General features: G+C 64.8%; 21 protein-coding genes. 5 read left to right on the top strand and 16 right to left on the bottom strand.

The genetic code is table 11. The annotated features are described in order from the left end of the window. Position 1: 1 nt before the first annotated feature. The 3 genes from AC1RQ9_RS04890 to AC1RQ9_RS04880 form a co-directional block, all read right to left on the bottom strand. Complete coding sequence (locus AC1RQ9_RS04890; RefSeq protein ID WP_485985806.1) at positions 2-403, bottom strand: cytochrome c3 family protein; 402 nt, start codon at positions 401-403, stop codon at positions 2-4. After that, the gene (locus AC1RQ9_RS04885) at positions 391-1,095 is read right to left on the bottom strand and encodes a ferric reductase-like transmembrane domain-containing protein (RefSeq protein ID WP_485985805.1); all 705 of its coding nucleotides are present in this window, start codon (positions 1,093-1,095) and stop codon (positions 391-393) included. Before AC1RQ9_RS04885 ends, AC1RQ9_RS04890 begins: the two co-directional genes overlap by 13 nt. Before the next feature lie 204 nt (positions 1,096-1,299). Continuing rightward, positions 1,300-2,718 (bottom strand): phospholipase D-like domain-containing protein, encoded by a 1,419-nt coding sequence (locus tag AC1RQ9_RS04880; RefSeq protein ID WP_485985804.1) that lies wholly within the window; start codon positions 2,716-2,718, stop codon positions 1,300-1,302. A gap of 121 nt (positions 2,719-2,839) precedes the next feature. Between AC1RQ9_RS04880 and AC1RQ9_RS04875 the strand changes: the two genes are divergently transcribed. Then, positions 2,840-3,238, top strand: a complete 399-nt coding sequence (locus AC1RQ9_RS04875; RefSeq protein ID WP_485985803.1) for a YraN family protein — start codon at positions 2,840-2,842, stop codon at positions 3,236-3,238. Positions 3,239-3,253: 15 nt separating this feature from the next. Here AC1RQ9_RS04875 and AC1RQ9_RS04870 read toward each other — a convergent pair whose 3' ends face one another. The 10 genes from AC1RQ9_RS04870 to purB all read right to left on the bottom strand — a co-directional run bounded on the left by AC1RQ9_RS04870 (position 3,254) and on the right by purB (position 10,924). Then, on the bottom strand, positions 3,254-3,586 hold the full coding sequence (locus AC1RQ9_RS04870; RefSeq protein WP_193732207.1) for a hypothetical protein: 333 nt from the start codon (positions 3,584-3,586) through the stop codon (positions 3,254-3,256). Between the two features lie 142 nt (positions 3,587-3,728). Beyond that, the gene (gene grxD / locus AC1RQ9_RS04865) at positions 3,729-4,064 is read right to left on the bottom strand and encodes a Grx4 family monothiol glutaredoxin (RefSeq protein ID WP_193732208.1); all 336 of its coding nucleotides are present in this window, start codon (positions 4,062-4,064) and stop codon (positions 3,729-3,731) included. Positions 4,065-4,101: 37 nt separating this feature from the next. Next, entirely contained in the window at positions 4,102-4,335 is a 234-nt protein-coding gene (locus tag AC1RQ9_RS04860) for a BolA family protein (protein WP_485985802.1), read from the bottom strand. 19 nt (positions 4,336-4,354) lie between these two features. Then, the gene (purL, locus tag AC1RQ9_RS04855; RefSeq protein WP_193732209.1) at positions 4,355-6,565 is read right to left on the bottom strand and encodes a phosphoribosylformylglycinamidine synthase subunit PurL; all 2,211 of its coding nucleotides are present in this window, start codon (positions 6,563-6,565) and stop codon (positions 4,355-4,357) included. Beyond that, entirely contained in the window at positions 6,562-7,266 is a 705-nt protein-coding gene (purQ, locus tag AC1RQ9_RS04850) for a phosphoribosylformylglycinamidine synthase subunit PurQ (protein WP_485985861.1), read from the bottom strand. Before purQ ends, purL begins: the two co-directional genes overlap by 4 nt. After that, a complete protein-coding gene (locus AC1RQ9_RS04845) occupies positions 7,263-7,646 on the bottom strand; it encodes a Rap1a/Tai family immunity protein (RefSeq protein ID WP_193732210.1) in 384 nt (127 codons plus the stop codon). The genes purQ and AC1RQ9_RS04845 overlap by 4 nt, the downstream gene beginning before the upstream one ends. Next, positions 7,643-7,885 carry a phosphoribosylformylglycinamidine synthase subunit PurS gene (gene purS, locus AC1RQ9_RS04840; RefSeq protein WP_193732211.1) on the bottom strand — a complete coding sequence of 81 codons (243 nt, stop codon included), beginning with the start codon at positions 7,883-7,885 and terminating at the stop codon, positions 7,643-7,645. The genes AC1RQ9_RS04845 and purS overlap by 4 nt, the downstream gene beginning before the upstream one ends. Next, positions 7,882-8,646, bottom strand: coding sequence for a phosphoribosylaminoimidazolesuccinocarboxamide synthase (gene purC, locus AC1RQ9_RS04835; RefSeq protein WP_485985799.1), 765 nt, complete (start codon positions 8,644-8,646; stop codon positions 7,882-7,884). The genes purS and purC overlap by 4 nt, the downstream gene beginning before the upstream one ends. Positions 8,647-8,777: 131 nt before the next feature. Continuing rightward, the gene (locus tag AC1RQ9_RS04830) at positions 8,778-9,521 is read right to left on the bottom strand and encodes an NRDE family protein (protein WP_193732212.1); all 744 of its coding nucleotides are present in this window, start codon (positions 9,519-9,521) and stop codon (positions 8,778-8,780) included. Positions 9,522-9,571: 50 nt separating this feature from the next. Further along, positions 9,572-10,924, bottom strand: a complete 1,353-nt coding sequence (gene purB / locus AC1RQ9_RS04825) for an adenylosuccinate lyase (RefSeq protein WP_485985797.1) — start codon at positions 10,922-10,924, stop codon at positions 9,572-9,574. A 226-nt stretch (positions 10,925-11,150) separates the two neighbouring features. On the opposite strand from purB, the gene AC1RQ9_RS04820 reads away from it, so the two are divergent. From AC1RQ9_RS04820 to AC1RQ9_RS04805, 4 genes are read left to right on the top strand one after another with little or no spacing between them, the layout of a single operon-like run. Then, positions 11,151-11,756, top strand: coding sequence for a YjbE family putative metal transport protein (locus AC1RQ9_RS04820; RefSeq protein WP_485985796.1), 606 nt, complete (start codon positions 11,151-11,153; stop codon positions 11,754-11,756). Beyond that, complete coding sequence (locus AC1RQ9_RS04815; protein ID WP_485985794.1) at positions 11,756-13,732, top strand: lytic transglycosylase domain-containing protein; 1,977 nt, start codon at positions 11,756-11,758, stop codon at positions 13,730-13,732. The genes AC1RQ9_RS04820 and AC1RQ9_RS04815 overlap by 1 nt, the downstream gene beginning before the upstream one ends. Beyond that, positions 13,732-14,196: a phosphatidylglycerophosphatase A family protein gene (locus AC1RQ9_RS04810; RefSeq protein ID WP_485985793.1), complete on the top strand. Its 465-nt coding sequence runs from the start codon at positions 13,732-13,734 to the stop codon at positions 14,194-14,196. The genes AC1RQ9_RS04815 and AC1RQ9_RS04810 overlap by 1 nt, the downstream gene beginning before the upstream one ends. Before the next feature lie 31 nt (positions 14,197-14,227). Next, the gene (locus AC1RQ9_RS04805; RefSeq protein ID WP_193732217.1) at positions 14,228-14,731 is read left to right on the top strand and encodes a CinA family protein; all 504 of its coding nucleotides are present in this window, start codon (positions 14,228-14,230) and stop codon (positions 14,729-14,731) included. A gap of 18 nt (positions 14,732-14,749) precedes the next feature. Here the strand turns inward: AC1RQ9_RS04805 and AC1RQ9_RS04800 are convergent, their stop codons facing one another. Genes AC1RQ9_RS04800 through lipA form a run of 3 tightly spaced genes read right to left on the bottom strand, consistent with a single transcriptional unit; the run spans position 14,750 to position 16,560 of the window. Continuing rightward, on the bottom strand, positions 14,750-15,040 hold the full coding sequence (locus tag AC1RQ9_RS04800; protein ID WP_485985792.1) for a hypothetical protein: 291 nt from the start codon (positions 15,038-15,040) through the stop codon (positions 14,750-14,752). Positions 15,041-15,079: 39 nt separating this feature from the next. Beyond that, positions 15,080-15,568: a type II toxin-antitoxin system RatA family toxin gene (locus AC1RQ9_RS04795; protein ID WP_193732219.1), complete on the bottom strand. Its 489-nt coding sequence runs from the start codon at positions 15,566-15,568 to the stop codon at positions 15,080-15,082. Continuing rightward, positions 15,568-16,560 (bottom strand): lipoyl synthase, encoded by a 993-nt coding sequence (gene lipA, locus AC1RQ9_RS04790; protein ID WP_485985791.1) that lies wholly within the window; start codon positions 16,558-16,560, stop codon positions 15,568-15,570. The genes AC1RQ9_RS04795 and lipA overlap by 1 nt, the downstream gene beginning before the upstream one ends. Between the last annotated feature and the right edge of the window lie 68 nt (positions 16,561-16,628).

Genomic DNA, 16,628 nt, shown 5'->3' with positions numbered 1-16,628 from the left:
GTCAGAACAGCCGCCCATGCGCCGGTATGTCGGGCCTGTGGGCATGGCAGTCGCGGCATTCATGCACCGGTCCTGCCTGCCGTCCCTGCTGCTGCAGGTTCAGGTGGCAGCTTTCGCACAGTTCATGGAACTGGTCACGGATGATGGGGGCCAGTTGCGGCGTTTCCTTGTGGCAGGCAATGCAGGTGCGGTGTGTTGCCGGCGTTACCACCGGCCTTAGGAAATCATGGTGGCAGGTGACGCAGTTATAGCCACCATGCGCGCGGTGGTGGAACACAAGGGGAATGTCCTGCCCCGTTGCGACCGTCATCCGGTGCCCTGCCACCAGCAGGGCGAACAGCCCCGCAAGCCCGACAACCGTCAGCACGGGCGCCATCGCGCGCCGCAGGGTTAATGCCGCCATAACACGAACACCACCGTTTCGAACACACCCACGCACAGCATGATGCCTGCCAGCCTGCGGGCCAGATACGCCGTATGCAGCCGCCGCCTGCGCCCGTCGTGGCGGGCGGACATACGCGCCAGCAGCCAGCGTTCCCCCACGGGCAGCACGCAGGCGACCACGGCAATCCCGATGCACATCCAGACCTGCCACCACCGGACCACATGCACCCGCGTCGCCACGACATGAAAGACCGAAGCCCCCAGCACCGCCATCGCCAGCAATGCATGTGACCGGCGGAACATCGCCGCCGTCGTATAAAGCCCACGCCGCACGCGCTGCAATGCAAGGCATGGCGTGATGACCGCCATTAACGCCGCCGCGGCACCGAACTGCATGCCGGGCGCGCCCGATGGCCACAGATCGTACAGTGTCTGCGGATCAACCCATATGACCATCCCGGCATGCAGCGCCACACACCCGACAAACAGCCATGCCAGCCAGCGGTGCAGGGTCAGGAAAAACCGGCCGTCAAAAAAGGGTTCGGGCAGCGGGCGTCCGGTCAGGGCAAACAGCGCAAGCAGGAAAAACAGCGCCGAAAACCCGCACAGCATGCTGCCTTCCCACGCGGTGGACAGGTGCATGATGCCGCAGGACCAGAAACACAGCAGGAAAACGCTATAGGCTGCGCATAATGGCAGGATCAGGAACATGCGACACGCGCCATATGTGGCATGGCCATAAGGAACTGCTTCAGGGAAATCTGTTGATAGAACGTAGTAAAGATTTTTGGTGACGCTGCTTTCAAAAAGCTTCGGAAGACGCTGCCTTTTTGAAAAAAGGCGGCACCCAGAAACTTTTATTGCTTATATGAAATGATAGGCATGCATGCCCACCCCTGTCAATTTGCCCCTCCCCTACAGGTAAGGCAGGAACAGCCGCGCCGCCGCATCACGCATTTTCAGCGGGAAGGACCGGCGGTCCAGGTCATGATGCGTCAGGCGCACATGGCGGTGGGTGGCGATGAAATCATCAATCATGGTCGCCAGTACCTCGTCATACGCTTCCAGGTTGATTTCAAAGTTCAGCCGCAGACTGCGCACGTCCAGATTGGAACTGCCGACAAATGACCAGTGCCGGTCCACCACCATAAGCTTGGAATGGTTGAACGGTGGCCGCGCCAGCCAGATCCGGCAGCCCGAATCAAGGAAACGCGGCAGGTTGGCCGACCGCGCCCAGTCCAGCAGGATATGGTTGCTGTGCCATGGCACGACGATATCGACCTCGATCCCGCGCATGGACGCAAGCGCAAGTGCGGTCAGGAACCGGTCATCGGGCAGGAAATATGGCGTCATGATCCGGATGCTGCGCCGCGCCAGGGTGAAGGCCTGCAGCATGGTGTATTCGATCTTTTCCAGATCCATGTCCGGACCTGCGGTCACGACGCGGCTCAGGCTGGGGCCATGGCTGTCCTGACGCGGGAAGTAGATGTCCGCCGTCAGTTCCTCGCCACGGGTAAAGGCCCAGTCACGGGCAAAAGCCTCGCTCAACTGGTGGACGATCGGGCCTTTTACTTCAAAATGCGTATCCGATACCGGGTGACGGGGACGGGATGCGGCAATGTTTTCCACGCCGATGTTCAGGCCACCCATGAAACCGGTCAGCCCGTCCACCACCAGTATCTTCTTGTGGTCGCGCATGTTGATGAACGGCATGCGCCACGGCAGCATGGAATGCATGAACCGCCCCACCGGCACGCCCGCATCATGCAGGATGCGCCCCACGCCACAGTTGAAATACCCCGACCCCACGCCATCAACCAGCACGCGCACCTGCGCGCCACGCCTGTGGGCTGCGATCAGCGCATCACAGAACTGCCGCCCGATCCGGTCATCACGGAAGATGTACGAGCACATCAGCACGCTGCGCCGCGCGCCGTTGATGGCATCCAGCATGCGGGGATAGACGGTGTCCCCATCATGCAGGGGCATGATCGCGTTACCGCCCAGCAGCGGCCGGCCGGTCAGCTTGCCCACCATGGAAGCCAGCGGCGCGAATACCCCGGATTCGTCACGCCGCCATTGCGATGACATGGTGCGGCTGCGCCAGGGGTGCTGTCCTGCCATGCGCCGCGCGCGCCGGTGCACGCGGTTGATGCCGAACATCAGGTACAGCGCCCCGCCCGTCAGCGGCATGAGCACGGTCACGCCAATCCAGCCGATGGACGCCCCGACATCGCGCTTGGTCAGCAGCACATGCACCACCACCGCCGTGATAATGGACACGCGCGCCAGCAGCAGGCAAAGATCCCATATGGTCAGGAAATGAAGAAGCATGTCGCACATCCTGTCGCGGCCCGCGGCGTTCCCCCATGGTCGGCAAGGCCCGGTCGTGCTGCCTGCTATATCCTACCAGCCGGGTTTTACACACCCATCTCCGCCACAGGAAAAACAAAGCATGACAACGCGTAACGCTGCCCCTGTTCCCTTGCACCGCCAGCGGCGCGGCAGGCGGGCCTGCGCGGATGGCATGGCGGCGGAACGGCTGGCGATCGCGGATATTCAGGCCCGTGGCGGACAGGTGCTGCTGCACCGTGCCCGCACGCGATGGGGGGAAGTGGATATCGTGGCGCTGCACGACGGCTGCCTGATCTTTGCCGAGGTCAAGGCCCGCCCGTCCCTGCTGGCTGCGGGAGAAGCGATCCGCCCGGCGCAGGTGACGCGCATCACGAACGCCGCGCAGTTTTTATGCGCGGCCAACCCGCACTGGGTTTACGACAGCATCCGCTTCGATCTGTGCGCGGTGCTGCCGGGCAATGTCGTGGAATGGATACCGGACGCCTTCAGGCAGTACTGAGGGCGCTGTCCGGGATCAGGTGCGGTGGCGGGCCGCCGTGGGGTGAATATGGTGGGCCATCGTGCCATGCGGGTGATAGACGATGGTATGGACCATGGTGTGCCGCGTATGGGCCGCCGTGCTGTGATTTGCCGCCATCAGGACCGGGGCGCCATGACGACCCGCGCGGCGGGCATAGGCCACATGCCGGACCGGCGGCGGGGCCGCGGTCAGCGCACCCAGTGTCAGCCGGTCGGCTTCCATGTCCGTCACGGCGTGGGTACGGGCATGGGCGGGGGTTACGATACTGCCAACAAGACCTGCGCCAAGCAGTAACATTGTAGCAAAACGCAAGTCGCTATAGCGCATCAGGCCCCCTTGTTTTTCAAACCTGCACGAAGCTAGGCGAAAGCACGGGCGCGACGCAAGAGATGTTGTCCACAAAACATGAAACGGGCGGAACATTTCTGTCCCGCCCGTCCAAATCCACCATGATATGGCGCGTACGTACTCAGGCCGCGGCGGTGGCGATGCCCTTTTCCACCAGCAGCTTTTCCAGTTCGCCGGTCTGGTACATTTCCGTCACGATATCGCAGCCACCAACGAATTCGCCCTTGATGTAAAGCTGCGGCACCGTCGGCCAGTTGGAGAAATCCTTGATGCCCTGGCGCAGTTCGGGATCCGCCAGCACGTTTTCGGTCTTGAACGGCACGCCAAGGTGCTTGAGCACCTGCACCACGCGCGCGGAGAAGCCGCACTGCGGGAAGTTGGCGTCGCCCTTCATGTACAGCATGACGGGATTGGCGTCGATCTGCGCCTGGATGCGCTGTGCGATTGTTTCAGCCATTGTTTTCGTTTCCTGCGTTGGGGGTAAGAATCCGTGGTCAGTCCGGGGTCTGCGTCTGCAGGGCCAGGGCGTGCAGCTTGCCGCCCATGTGTCCCTGCAGCGCATCATAGACCAGCTGGTGCTGCCGCACGCGTGGCAGGCCGCGAAAGGCCTCGCTCACGACACGGCAGGCATAGTGGTCCCCGTCGCCCGCCAGATCATCGATCTGGATCTTCGCGTCAGGCAGGGCTTCGCGGATATAGGTTTCGATTTCCTGTGCCGTCATTGCCATCTGGCTTAAAACTCCTGCCCTATCGGTCCATCAGTCGCGGAAAGAATTCGGAATGCACCGCGAGCAGACGTGCCTTGGATATTGTGGACCCGCTGGGCAATGTCAAACCCTGCCCGCCCGAACGGCCCAGCCTGCGGCATGGCACATCCGCCTTTGCCGCAAGGGTGGCCAGCGCCTGCCCGTCGCGCACGGCGACGACATAGCGCGACTGGTCTTCACCAAACCAGAAGGCTTCGGGCCGCATGCCCGACTGCGGCGCGTCCAGCACGCAGCCCGCCTGCCCCGCCATGACCATTTCGGTCACCGCCACCAGCACGCCACCATCAGCCACGTCATGACAGGCGATGACGGTGCCATCAAGGATCAGGCCACGCACGAAGTCACCATTGCGCCGTTCGGCCGCCAGGTCGAGTTCGGGCGGTTCCCCATCCTGCGCGCCAAGGATCTCACGCAGCCAGATCGACTGGCCAAGCTGGCCCTTCGTTTCCCCCAGCAGCATGATGTCGCAGCCATCGGGCATTTCCAGACCGACCGCCTTGCGCACGTCCTCCAGCACGCCCAGGCCGCCAATGGCGGGGGTGGGCAGGATGGACTGTGACGTGCCATCCGGCGCGCGGGTTTCGTTGTACAGCGAGACATTGCCACTGACGACCGGGAAATCCAGCGCGCGGCAGGCGTCGCCCATGCCCGCGATGGCATCGACAAACTGGCCCATCACCTCCGGCTTTTCAGGCGAGCCGAAGTTGAGGTTGTCGGTCACCGCCAGCGGGCGCGCGCCGGTCGCGGTAATGTTGCGCCATGCCTCGGCCACGGCCTGCGCGCCACCCAGCTTCGCATTGGCGCGGCAGTAGCGCGGCGTGCAGTCGGTGGTCAGCGCCAGGCCGATTTCCGTGTCCTCGACCTTCACGATCGCCGCATCGGCCGCACCGGGACGGCGCACCGTCTGCCCGCCCACCGTGCTGTCGTACTGGTTGTACACCCATGCGCGCGATGCCAGGTCCGGGCAGCCGATCAGCCGGATCAGCGCCTGTTCCACGCCCACGGGGTCGATGATCGGCTCCATCGGCTGCGGCTTCAGCGCGGGCGCCGTGGGGCGATGGTAGACCGGGGCCTGATCGGCCAGCGGGGCCAGCGGAATGTCGGCTTCCACTTCGCCCTTGTGACGGATCACGATGTTGCCGGTATCGGTCAGGTGGCCGATGACGGCAAAATCCAGTTCCCACTTGTCAAAAATGGCGCGGGCCTGTTCCGTGCGGTCGGGACGCAGCACGATCAGCATGCGTTCCTGACTTTCGGACAGCATCATTTCATATGCCGTCATGCCGCGTTCGCGCTGCGGCACGTTATCCAGGTCAAGGTCGATGCCAACCCCGCCCTTGCCCGCCATTTCAACCGACGAGGAGGTCAGGCCGGCAGCCCCCATGTCCTGAATGGCCACGATGGCGTCGGTCGCCATCAGTTCCAGACAGGCCTCGATCAGCAGCTTTTCGACAAACGGGTCACCCACCTGCACGGTCGGGCGCTTGGCCAGCGCGTCCTCGTCAAATTCGGACGATGACATGGTGGCCCCGTGGATGCCGTCGCGCCCGGTCTTGGACCCGACATAGATCACCGGGTTGCCAACGCCTGCGGCCGCCGACAGGAAAATACGGTCCTGCCGTGCCACGCCCACCGTCATGGCGTTGACCAGCGGGTTGCCATCGTATGCGGGGTGGAAGTTGATTTCGCCCCCCACGGTCGGCACGCCCACGCAGTTGCCGTAGCCGCCCACGCCGCGCACCACGCCATCAACGATACGGCGGGTCTGCGGGTTGTTGGGATCACCAAAACGCAGGGCGTTGAGATTGGCTACGGGCCGTGCGCCCATGGTGAACACATCGCGCAGGATACCGCCCACGCCCGTCGCCGCCCCCTGATAGGGTTCGATGAAGGAGGGGTGGTTATGGCTTTCCATCTTGAAGATGGCGGCCAGCCCATGGCCGATATCGACCACGCCCGCGTTTTCACCGGGGCCGTGGATGACCCACGGGGCCTTGGTCGGCAGGGTTTTCAGGAACGCGCGTGACGATTTGTACGAGCAGTGTTCCGACCACATGACCGAGAAAATGCCCAGTTCGGTAAACGTGGGCGTGCGGCCCATGATCGACAGGACATTGCCGTATTCTTCCGCCGTCAGGCCGAATTCGCGCGCCAGTGCCGCATCAACGGGGCGCGGTGACTTTGCACTCATCCGACCAGTGCCTCCACAAGTCCCGTAAACAGGGGTTTTCCATCCTCGCCGCCCATCAGCGGATCAACCAGATCCTCCGGGTGGGGCATCATGCCGCAGATCCGCAGGTTTTCGCTGAACACGCCGGCAATGGCGTTCATGGACCCATTGGGGTTCAGCTGCGGGTCGCCTTCATCCACGCGGCCATCTTCGGCCACGTAGCGGAAGGCCACGCGGTCCGTGTCCTCCAGCATGCGGATGGTGTCGGGGCTGGCGATGTAATTGCCATCACCATGCGCCATGGGGGTGCGGAACACATCGCCCTTCGCCCAGTGGCGGGTGAACGGCGTATCGTTACGTTCCACGCGCAGGAAGCAGTCCTGCGACAAAAAACGCAGCGCCGCGTTGCGCAGCAATGCGCCGGGCAGCAGCTGCGCTTCGGTCAGGATCTGGAACCCGTTGCACACGCCCAGGATATGCCCGCCCTTTGCCGCGAAATCGCGGATGGCGGCCATGATCGGCGCATGGGCAGCCATGGCGCCACAGCGCAGGTAATCGCCATAGCTGAAGCCGCCGGGCAGCACCACAAGGTCACAGCCCGCGGGCAGCGCCGCCTCCCGGTGCCACACCATGGCGGGCGCCTGGCCGGTCACGCCGCGCAGGGCAATGGCCATGTCACGTTCGCGGTTGGTGCCGGGGAAAACTACAATCGCCGCCTTCATTTGCTGCCGCCGCACGGATAGGATTCATGAAGTGCGGTGAACACGGCCTCCCCCGCCGGGCGGGACAGCGTGTCACGGTGGTCCTTCATCCAGCTTACAACCTTGGTGCGCAGGTCCGCCGTGGGGGTTGCGGGGGTTATGCAGAAGGCCGAGACGTCCTTGGTGTCCTTTTCGGCATTACGCTCGAACAGGTGGTCAAGGGCCCCGGAATCGGCAACGCCGGAAATATAAGCGTCACAGATGCCGGTACCGGCGGGCTTGGTGCAGAGTGAACCAAGCTGCTCGCCCGTCAGGCGCGACAGGCGCTGCGCGGATGCATGGGCCGCAGGCAGCCCGACAGCCATGATGCAGCCAAGGGCAAGAAGGCGGGCGATCTTCATCCAACGACCTCCGTTGTGAAATCCTCGATCACAAGGTTGGCCAGCAGCGCGCGCGCCATGGCGTCGGCCTGCGCGCGGGCGCGTTCGCGGTCGGTTTCGTCAATGTCCAGTTCGATCACGCGCCCGATGCGGACTTCGCCCACATTCTTGAAATCCAGCACGTGCAGGGCGTGTTCCACCGCCTTGCCCTGCGGGTCGAGAACGCCTTCCTTCAGCATGACGGTCACACGCACCTTCATTGCATTACCTCCGGTCCCTTCATGTCGGAATTCGTGGCCTCGGGCAGGATACCCAGGCGCATCGCAACTTCCTGATATGCTTCCTCAACCTTGCCCATGTCCTTGCGGAAACGGTCCTTGTCCAGTTTCTCGCTGGTCTTGGCGTCCCACAGGCGGCAGTTATCGGGCGAGATTTCATCCGCCAGCACGATACGCATGTTATCGCCCTCGAACAGGCGGCCGAATTCCAGCTTGAAATCGACAAGGATGATGCCGATGCCCATGAACAGGCCGCACAGGAAGTCGTTCACGCGCATGCTCAGCGCCACGATGTCTTCCATGTCATGCGGGCAGGCCCAGCCGAAGGCGGTGATGTGTTCCTCACTCACCATCGGGTCGCCCAGGGCGTCGTTCTTGTAATAGAATTCGATGATCGGGCGCGGCAGGCGCGTGCCTTCCTGAATGCCCAGCCGCTTGGACAGCGAACCCGCGGCGACGTTGCGCACCACGACTTCCAGCGGAATGATCTCGACTTCGCGGATCAGCTGTTCGCGCATGTTCAGGCGACGGATGAAATGGGTGGGAATCCCGATATCATGCAGCCGCAGCATGAGGTGTTCGCTGATACGGTTGTTCAGCACCCCCTTGCCGGTGATGATGCCCTTTTTCGCGCCGTTGCCGGCGCTGGCGTCATCCTTGAAATACTGCACGAGGGTACCCGGTTCGGGCCCCTCGAAAAGGATCTTGGCTTTTCCTTCGTAAAGCTGGCGGCGGCGGCCCATACTCGTCCTTCACATAACGCTGCGGGGACGGGCCGGGAGTGGCCCCTCCCCTGATCTGCGGGATCCGTTGTCGGCATGATCCCTGATGATGCGCATGGCATAGCAGCGATCCGGCCCGGAAGATACCATATTTACCCTGCCTGCGCGCCCGGGGCTGACAGGTTGATGGGCTGGTAGCCCACGCGGTCCGGGGCGCCGGCGGCGAAAAACCATGAATGCCGCCCGTCGCGCGCCACCCCGATGGCCGACGAGCTGCAGGTGCCAAAGCCCGAACGCGGCGGGATGTTCAGCTCGCTGCCCGCGGGCAGCGAACGGTCGGACAGCAGCGTGGTCCATGCCGTCCATTGCGGCGGCACGGGACGCATGGCCGCGCGGAAACGCGGCAGGTGGCGGGCGATGCGCGGCATGGCCATGTCATCGGGGTCGGTGGTGGCGACCATGTGCACGCCGGGCGCCAGTGGCTCGACCTGTGGCTGGCCATAGCCGGGACCACGGATGAAAAAGGCGTCATCACCATCGGCCACGATCATGTTGAACGACCGCCATGCGCCCGCGTCGATCGTGGCGATATGCGCCACGGCGTCGCGCGCGGTGGGAAAACGCCCGGCCAGCAGCGGCAGCGCCCCGCGTGAGTTCTTGCCCGGCATCGGGCCAAGGCTGCCCACGCGGTTCATGATCCCCGCCACAACGCCCGCATCATTCAGCGTCAGCCACGACCCGCCCGCGACCTGGTCCTGCCCGCCCACGACATCAGGCTGCCCCGGCCAGTGCCGCCCCGGTGGCAGCCATGGCCGGTCAAGGCGTTCATCACGGTTGGCCGCCATCAGCAGCGGCCATTCCTGGGCCGGGTCGTGGGAAATGACGACTGTGCACACGCCTTGATATCCTGCTGTTGTTTGCGTCAGGCCACGGGTGGTCCGTGGGGTCAGTCCCGCGCGGGGCCGGGCTCACCAAACACGCGGCTGTAGGTATGGTCGATCTGGCGCAGGTGGGCATTGCTGTCCATGGCCGCTTCCAGCACTTCGGGCGGCACCCGGCCCGCGACCTCGGGGTCGGCGTCCAGGTTCTCGCGGAAGGTCCTTGCGCCCTTCTGGCCCAGCTTCGTCCATGTCTCCATGGCGTTGCGCTGGACGATGCGGTACGCATCCTCGCGCAGGATGCCCGCGCGCGCCAGCGCCAGCAGCACCTCGCCCGAATGCACCACCCCGCCCAGGCTGTCGATGTTGGCCTGCATCTGATCGGGATAGACCACCAGCTTTTCCATCATGCCCGCAAGCCGCATCAGCGCGAAGTCGAGGCCGATCGTGCCATCGGGGCAGATGTTACGCTCGACCGAGGAATGGCTGATATCACGTTCATGCCACAGCGCCACGTTCTCCAGCGCCGGGATGACGTGCGAGCGCACAAGGCGCGCCAGCCCCGTCAGGTTTTCCGACAGCACCGGGTTGCGCTTGTGCGGCATGGCGGACGAACCCTTCTGCCCCTTGTGGAAGAACTCTTCCGCCTCACGCACTTCCGAACGCTGCAGGTGGCGCACTTCGGTCGCCAGACGCTCGATCCCGCTGGCGATCACCGCCAGCGCGCAGAAATACGCCGCATGCCGGTCGCGGGGGATCACCTGCGTGGACACGCCTTCGGGTTCCAGACCCAGCTTCGCGGCCACGTATTCCTCAACGCGCGGGTCGATATGGGCATAGGTGCCCACCGCGCCGGAAATGGCGCAGACGGCGATTTCCGCACGCGCGCGGACCAGGCGTTCACGGTTGCGGGCGAATTCGGCATAATGCCCCGCGATCTTCAGGCCGAATGAAGTCGGTTCGGCATGGATTGCGTGGCTGCGGCCGATGGTCAGGGTATGCTTGTGTTCGAACGCCCGGCGCTTCAGCGCCGCCAGCACCGCGTCCAGATCGGCCAGCAGCAGGTCGGTCGCCTGCACCATCTGCACCGACAGGCAGGTGTCCAGCACGTCGGACGATGTCATGCCCAGATGCACGAAGCGGCTGTCCGGCCCCACCTTTTCCGCCAGCCACGTCAGGAACGCGATCACGTCGTGGCGGGTTTCGGCCTCGATTTCATCAATGCGGTCAAGGTCCGCCTGTGAAAAGGCGGCCATGGCGGCATCGCCCTTCGTGCGGATGGTCTTTGCGGCATCGGCCGGGATCGCGCCATATTCCGCCATGGCTTCACAGGCCAGGGCCTCGATCTCGAACCAGATTCGGTAACGGTTCTCGGGCGACCAGATGGCGGCCATGACGGGGCGGGTATAGCGCGGTACCATGTTCTCGGGCTTCCTTTGCACAGATGGGCGATACGGGATCAGGCGGCCTTCCTAGCCAATTCTGCCGCGTGCGTCTCCCTTATATTCACCTGTGATTCATAACGTGGCATATAACACGCGCCGGAACGGATGTGTTTGCATGATGCGGGCGGCAAACGGCATAAAGCGATTGTGAAACCCCGCGCCATTCCCGCCATGGCCCATTGTCCCAGGAACGTATCTGCCCATGTCCGCCATTTTTTCCGCCTCCTCCCTGTACGCACTGGCGCAGGTTGTCCTGATTGACGTGACGCTGGCGGGGGACAACGCCATCGTGGTGGGGATGGCGGTACGCAACCTGCCGCATTCCTCGCGCCGAATCGCCATCCTGTGCGGCGTGCTGGGGGCGGCGGTCATCCGGATCTGCCTGGCGCTGGTGGCGGTCAGGCTGCTGGCCATCATCGGGCTGACGCTGGCGGGCGGGCTTCTGCTTTTGTGGGTATGCTGGCGCATGTACCGTGAAATGGGCGGCGACGCCCATGCCGAAGGCGACGCCCCTGCGCCTGCCTCGCTGCGCAACGCCATCATCCGCATCATCGTGGCCGACCTGTCCATGAGCCTTGATAACGTGCTGGCGGTGGCCGGTGCGGCGGGCGAGCACATGGGCGTGCTGGTGGCGGGGCTGGTCATATCGGTGGTGCTGATGGCGGTGGCGGCGTCGCTGATCGCGCGCCTGCTGGAACGCTATCGCTGGATTTCGTGGGTCGGGCTGCTGGTGGTGCTGGCGGTGGCGATCGAACTGATCGTCAAGGGCGGGGGCGAGGTCTGGACCCATGTGGGGGGCGGCGCATAATGCCGCGCCGGGGCCGCCCCGGTCGCGTTGCGGCATGGGGCCTTGCGGCAGGACTGGCGCTGCTGGCCACGCCCCCGCTGCATGCGGCCCCTGCCCCTGCCGCACCGCAGGGCAACTGGCCCACGCCGGGACAGGCCGCGACTGGCAATGCCGATGATGACCCCGTCGCCGCCAAGCTGCTGGTTTACCTGCGCCTGCTGTCGGTCGGCGGCACGGCGGAGGAATACGCCACTTTCCTGAACGAAAACCCTTCATGGCCACAGCGTGCGCTGCTGCTGGCGCGTTTCCAGCAGAAGCTGGCGGCCGAACCCGATGATACGGTGGCCGGCGCGTTATGCGACCGCCAGCAGTTGACGGACGTGCATGCGCTGGTGCGCTGCGCGCACGCAACGCCCCGCCCGGCCGCACTGGACAGCTGGGCGCGGGTTGCGTGGGTCAACCGCGCCGATACGCAGCCTGATGCGCAGGCCATGCTGTCCACCTTCGGCCCCGTGCTGACGCCACAGGACCACTGGCTGCGTTTCGACCGGCAGGAACGCGCGGGCAGGATTGACGCGGCAACGAAGCAGGTCGTCATGCTGGACACCATCCAGCAGCCCGTCGCCCGCGCCCGCCTGGCCTTCCGCCGCAATGACCCGGATGCCGAGGACACGCTGGCCACCCTGCCGCCCGAACAGCAGGCCGATGGCGCGCTGGTACTGGACCGCCTGCGCTGGCTGCACCATGCGCAGCGGCTGGATGAGGCCCTGGCCCTGTGGCACGAACGCGGGGTGGAAACCGAAAAACAGCAGACCCCGGCGGTTGCCGCGGTTTTCTGGCGCGAACGCGACGCGATGGCGCGCGACCTGCTGCTGGCCCATCGCACGGATGATGCGCTGTTCATGGCCAATGACAGCGCCGATACCGGGTCGGCCACCCGGTACGACGCCCTGTTCCTGACCGGGTGGATCCGGCTGGAATACCTGCATGATGCCGACCATGCGCTGGCGGATTTCACGCCACTGGCGCAGGCCGTGCCCGTCATTACCCGCAGTCGCGGACTGTACTGGGCCGGGCGCGCGCTCTGGGCGCAGGGACGGCACGGCGCGGCAAGGGCGCAGTGGCAGCAGGCGGCGGCCCTGGCCAACACGTTTTATGGGCAGATGGCCATTGAACGGCTGGCGGGCGACAGCATGAACCAGCTGATCGTGCCCGATCAGGCGGGGCGGCAGATCCGCGGCTATCTGCTGCGCGAACGCGAACCCGCGCCCAGTGTGGCCGATTCCGTGCATTTCGACACAAGTGACCTGGCCCGCGCGGCCGAAATACTGGTGGCGTGGGGCGACCGGCACCATGCCCGTGACTTCATCCTGGCCCTGGATGCGCAGGATACCGGCCCGATGAAGCATGTGCTGGCCGCGCGCATGGCCACCCGGCTGGGCATTCCCGATGCCGCCGTGATGGTGGCGCGCCTGGCGGGCAAGGACGGGCTGACGCTGGTCCATGAAGGCTGGCCGCGTGCCTATACACCGCCCACGTCCACCCTGCCCGCCGATGTGGAACTGGCGGTGGCGCGGCAGGAAAGCGGGTTTGACGCGGGCGTGGTCAGCCCCGCCCACGCGGTGGGACTGATGCAGCTGCTGGTCCCCACCGCGCGTGAGGTGGCGCGCAAGGCCGGGCTGAACGTGAATGTCAGCGCGGCCAGCCTGACCGACCCGCAGCTGAACATGCGGCTGGGGGCGGCGTTCCTGGCGGATATCGCGCAGCGTATGGGTGGCGCCGTGCCCTATGTGGCCGCCGCCTACAATGCGGGGCCGCACCGCACGGATACCTGGCTCATGACACTGGGTAACCCCGCGCGTGACACACCCCAGCCGGACGCCATGCTGGACTGGATCGAGAGCATCCCCTTTGGGGAGACGCGCAACTACGTTGAACGGGTGGAGGAAAACATGGCCATTTACCAGGCAACCGATCCGGCGCTGGGCCACGGCTGATGGCGCGCCCCCTGTCCCACCTGATCGCAAGTTTTGGCGGCACGGGGTTCGCCCCGCGCGCACCGGGCACCGTGGGGTCGCTGGCGGCCCTGATCGTGGGGGTGCCGCTGCTGGGCCACTGGATCTGGATGGCGCTGGCGGTGCTGGTGTGCACGGCGGTGGGGTATCGCGCCACGCAGCTTGCCTCCAACGGGGAGGATCACAGCTGGATCGTGATTGATGAGGTCGCGGGCATGTGGCTGGCCATGTTCCCGCTCGCCCCCCTGCGCCTGTCCGCCCTGCGGTGGGCGGACGGGCTGTGGCTGCTGCTGGCGTTTGCCCTGTTCCGCCTGTTTGACATTACCAAGCCGGGCCCGGTGGGCTGGTTCGACCGCAGGCATGACGCCATGGGCATCATGGGGGACGATATCGTGGCGGGAATCATGGCAGGCATCATCCTGACAGGCATCCGTTTCCTGGCGTGATGCGTTAGGACGGGAAAGGAGACCATACCGGATGTTACCTGATACATTCCTTGCCCACATGCCCGACGCGCTGGCCCGCTTCCGTTCGGCGGGATGCCGGGTCGTCACGGCGGAAAGCTGCACCGGCGGCCTGCTGGCGGCTGCCCTGACCGAAGCCGCCGGGTCGTCGGATGTGGTGTGCGGCGGATTTGTCACCTATTCCAACAGCATGAAGGCCCATGCGCTGGGCGTGCCCGCAAAGCTGCTGGAACAGTACGGCGCGGTCAGCCGCGAAGTCGCGGCCGCCATGGCGCAGGGCGCGCTGGCCCATGCGCCGGACGCCAACCTGTCCGTCGCCATTACCGGCATTGCCGGTCCCGGCGGGGCGACAGTGGGCAAGCCGGTGGGACTGGTCTGGTTTGCCGTGGCCACCAATGGCACGGTGGATACGGTGTCCCATCTTTTCGCGGGGGAACGGTGGGATGTGCGCACGCAGGCCGTGCGCACGGCGCTGGCCCTGTTGCTGGACCATGCGGGGCGGCTGTCGGCGGAATAGCCGCTGCTTCAGAAAGCGTCAGTATCCGGCAACCGTGCTGCCCGTTTCAGGCACGCGGATGACCGGTGCGGTCTGGCCCGTGCCCTCGGCCTGTACCGGGTGGCCGGAGCTGGCGACGGGAGCGGCAGGCGCGGTCTTGAGTGACGCACGGGCCTTCTGCAGGCTCTGGTCATTCAGGTCGGCGGTTTCCGCATCACTGGCGGCAACGGATTCCCGGCTGGCGTGATGGGACGACACGGGCGCTGCAGACGCAGGCTGCGCCATGCACAGCAGCACGCCCCCTGCCATGGCGGTCATAATGATTTTCATGATGGGTATTTCCCTGTCCGGTTTTACGTAAGGGGGATGTCAGGCGTTCCCGGCCTTGGCCGGGCCAACGGGTTGCGCAGGTGCCGCAACGGCGGGCGGCGGCCCGTAGATGTCACGCGCCCGACGGATGAAGGCCGAAACCATAAGCCGCACCGCTTCGTTGAACACCACGCCGATCGCCGCCTGCAGCAGGCGGGAGCGGAATTCGAAATCCACGAAGAAATCAACCAGGCAGCCACGCGGTTCCGGGGTGAAGGTCCACACGTTGTTCAGGTAACGGAACGGTCCCTTTTCATAACTGACGCGGATGGTGCCGGGCGCTTCCAGCAGGACACGACTGGTGAACGTCTCCCGGAAGGGACCAAAGCCAATGGTCAGGTCAGCCACCAGTTCATCCGCCGTGCGGGTACGCACGCGCGCACTGGTGCACCACGGCAGGAACTGGGGGTATTTCCCGACGTCGGCCACCAGGTCAAAAAGCTGGCTGGGGGTATAGGCGATAAGCCGACGTTCGGCATGGGTGGGCATCACTTCATCTCCGTTGCGCCACGTTCTGTCCGCAGGCGTTGTTCACGTGCGGCGCGCAATTCCGCAAAATCAGAATCCGCATGGTACGACGACCGTGTCAGTGGCGAGGAACTGACCTGCAGGAACCCCTTTACACGGGCCATGCCTGCATAATCGGCGAATTCCTCGGGCGTTACGAACCGGGCCACCGCAGCATGCTTCACTGTTGGTTGGAGATATTGTCCCAGGGTGATGAAATCAACGTCCGCAATCCGCAGGTCATCCATGACCTGAAGTATTTCGGCCCGTTCTTCCCCCAGCCCCAGCATCAGCCCCGATTTGGTGAAGATGGACGGGTCCAGCCGCTTCACGTCATCCAGCAGGCGCATCGACTGGTAATACCGCGCGCCGGGCCGGATGGTGGGATACAGCCGGGGCACGGTCTCCAGGTTATGGTTGAATACATCAGGCCGCGCGGCCACCACCACCTCCAGGCTGCCGGGCTTGCGCAGGAAGTCGGGGGTCAGGATTTCAATGGTGGTATCCGGGGCGGCCGCGCGTATGGCCGCGATCACGCGCGCGAAGTGATGCGCGCCGCCATCGGGCAGGTCGTCACGGTCCACCGATGTTATGACAACGTGCCGCAGGCCCAGCTTCGCCACCGCATCGGCCACGCGCTGCGGTTCATCCGCGTCCAGCGCATGCGGCAGGCCCGTGGTGACATTGCAGAACGCGCACGCACGGGTGCAGATTTCGCCCATGATCATCATGGTGGCGTGGCGCTGGGACCAGCATTCACCGATATTGGGGCAGGCTGCTTCCTCGCACACCGTGACCAGCTTGTTATCACGCATGAGCTTGCGCGTCTCGTGATAGGTCGGATGGTTGGGCGCGCGCACGCGGATCCATTCGGGCTTGCGCGCGATGGGGTTGTCGGGCCGGTGTGCCTTTTCCGGGTGCCGCTGTGCGGCCTCCCCTTTCTTCCGGTGATCGATCATCAAACGCACGGACATGACGCAAAAATTCCCGTAAACAGGCAGATAACCAGAAGTGTAACGCCTGCCCCACCACGTCAAGCGTT

The organism is Komagataeibacter ossonobensis (assembly GCF_057359305.1).
The sequence above is the reverse complement of the archived record's forward strand: the minus strand, read 5'-3'. Positions and strand labels throughout refer to the sequence as shown.